The sequence below is a fragment of the Ventosimonas gracilis genome, from assembly GCF_001580025.1.
In the GTDB taxonomy this organism is placed as follows: Bacteria; Pseudomonadota; Gammaproteobacteria; order Pseudomonadales; family Pseudomonadaceae; genus Ventosimonas; species Ventosimonas gracilis.
In genome coordinates this window covers 1-1,776 of the sequence record NZ_LSZO01000181.1, presented here as the reverse complement: position 1 = coordinate 1,776, position 1,776 = coordinate 1, and the positions used below count along the sequence as shown (strand labels likewise).

At 40.4% G+C, this 1,776-nt stretch carries 3 protein-coding genes; all 3 read right to left on the bottom strand.

Features of this window, described 5'->3' with window-relative positions:
* Positions 1-78: 78 nt before the first annotated feature.
* The 3 genes from traM to AXE65_RS09910 are packed head-to-tail and all read right to left on the bottom strand — an operon-like array spanning position 79 to position 1,392.
* The gene (gene traM / locus AXE65_RS09920) at positions 79-279 is read right to left on the bottom strand and encodes a conjugal transfer transcriptional regulator TraM (RefSeq protein ID WP_068391609.1); all 201 of its coding nucleotides are present in this window, start codon (positions 277-279) and stop codon (positions 79-81) included.
* Complete coding sequence (locus tag AXE65_RS09915; protein ID WP_068391607.1) at positions 269-1,012, bottom strand: nucleotide-binding protein; 744 nt, start codon at positions 1,010-1,012, stop codon at positions 269-271. The genes traM and AXE65_RS09915 overlap by 11 nt, the downstream gene beginning before the upstream one ends.
* The gene (locus AXE65_RS09910; RefSeq protein ID WP_153015446.1) at positions 1,012-1,392 is read right to left on the bottom strand and encodes a TraK family protein; all 381 of its coding nucleotides are present in this window, start codon (positions 1,390-1,392) and stop codon (positions 1,012-1,014) included. Before AXE65_RS09910 ends, AXE65_RS09915 begins: the two co-directional genes overlap by 1 nt.
* Positions 1,393-1,776: the final 384 nt, after the last annotated feature.

Genomic DNA, 1,776 nt, shown 5'->3' with positions numbered 1-1,776 from the left:
TGATTTTCGAACGTTTGAAGTACCTATTTTTACCAGTCATATCAGGAAGTTATCATGCCATAAAAACATGTTTGCTTCCTAAGACCCTTCGTTATTGCGCGTCATAAAGGCTTCTACTTCCGACACGACGTCAGTCATCAATTTTTGCTTCTGCTGGAACATTTCCTGTTCCAGCAGAGCAATGACCGTGACCAGAATCATAATCGGGTCATCTTTGGTGATTTTTATGCCATGTCGTTTGCCAATTTCTGCGGCCACAGCTTCCAAATCAAGCGCCATAGGTTAGTACCTTGGCAGGGTCATTATCTAATTCAGAAAAAATTTTTCTCTGAATAATTTTTAATCTTTGCCGTGGCACAATATGTTCTTCTGCATCGATAGCCTCTTCAAAAGTTCGTCTCGCCTTGAGCATGTTTGAAAAGTCCTGCCCGTAGGTTTCGTCGGGTTTAAGCTCGGGGAGAGTTATCAGTTTAATTACTCTATCAGAGTAGTTTTTATAAACTTTCATTTCCTCAAAACTCAATCCTTCATTTTCCACTTTTCCCCAATAAGGGTTAAGCCAAACAACAAACTGACACTCATCTGGGAATTGTCGTACCAAAGCATCAAAACCACCGAGTGTATCGGGCATGGCTTGTCCGCCTGTGATAACGGTATGCACGAATAGTTGGTGTCCCATTTCTTGCAGAAGAGCAGGTATATCATTAGCCATTAAATAAGAAGACATCGGTATAAAAGAGCTGGCACCATTATCAATAATGGTATCTTCAGTCGTTTTGCTGATAAGCTCAATAAGCATATCAAAACTGCGCGAATTGATCTTATCGCCTTGCATTACATCCAAGGTTTGAACATCAAGTGAATCATAACCTGCAAAAGTTGCATTAACAGGGTCAGTATCAATACAGAGAGGCGTCTGCCCTTTGCTTATTTTAAATTGCGCAAGCATAGCCGCAAGCATGGATTTGCCTACGCCGCCTTTTCCTTGTAAAACCATGTGTACTGTAGACATTATTTAAAGTCCTTTAGATCGTGTTTTCGTTTGATTTTAAAAGCTGGAATTTCTGATGATTCAGTGGCTCCTCTTGGGGTTGATTTTTCTGGTTTTGGCGGCAATGGTTTAACTGCTGCCGTATCTTTCTTTTTTGATCCTCCAATTTTTTCCAAAATATCAGTATGCTGGTAAGCATGCTGCAAAAATGCCCTATATTTGAAGTCGATCTTATTTTCTTCATACAAGGTTTCCCAGATAGCTTTTAGTGAGCAGCCGTTATTAATCGCCTCTAATATTTCATCATGCAAAGCTGAAAATATAGCCTTGTTATTTAGAAGGCTTCTTTGAGAGCGTGACTTAATTCGCGCGATGACTCTTTCCGAAAGAGATTTAGACACTTCTTTCACCCTTCAAAACAATTTTATGCACCTCATAGACACTAGCATGCACCTCATGGACACTAGCATGCACCTCATGGACACTAGAACGACACTTTTATATGCACTTTATAGACACTGGACGACACCTGAACGACATTTTCAACGACACCGGATGAACAAACAATAGGGACACTATAATTATTTTTGCCCTTAGTCCTTTATTGTCGCTAAAAAACGGGAATTGTCCTAAATTATTTTGCTAGTGCATCTTGAGTGCACAAAAAAATACCCTATAGTGCATTTAAGTCCAGGGAAAAAAGCGGGCAGGATGTGTGAAGTTAGCTAATCGGCAAGCCGCTTATCTAACTTCACCTCCCTTATTCGCACTTTGTGCTCAACGGG

Excerpts from the sequence above, each read along its gene's own strand:
- traM (WP_068391609.1), bottom strand. The coding sequence starts at position 279 with ATGGCGCTTGATTTGGAAGCTGTGGCCGCAGAAATTGGCAAACGACAT.
- AXE65_RS09915 (WP_068391607.1), bottom strand. The coding sequence starts at position 1,012 with ATGTCTACAGTACACATGGTTTTACAAGGAAAAGGCGGCGTAGGCAAA.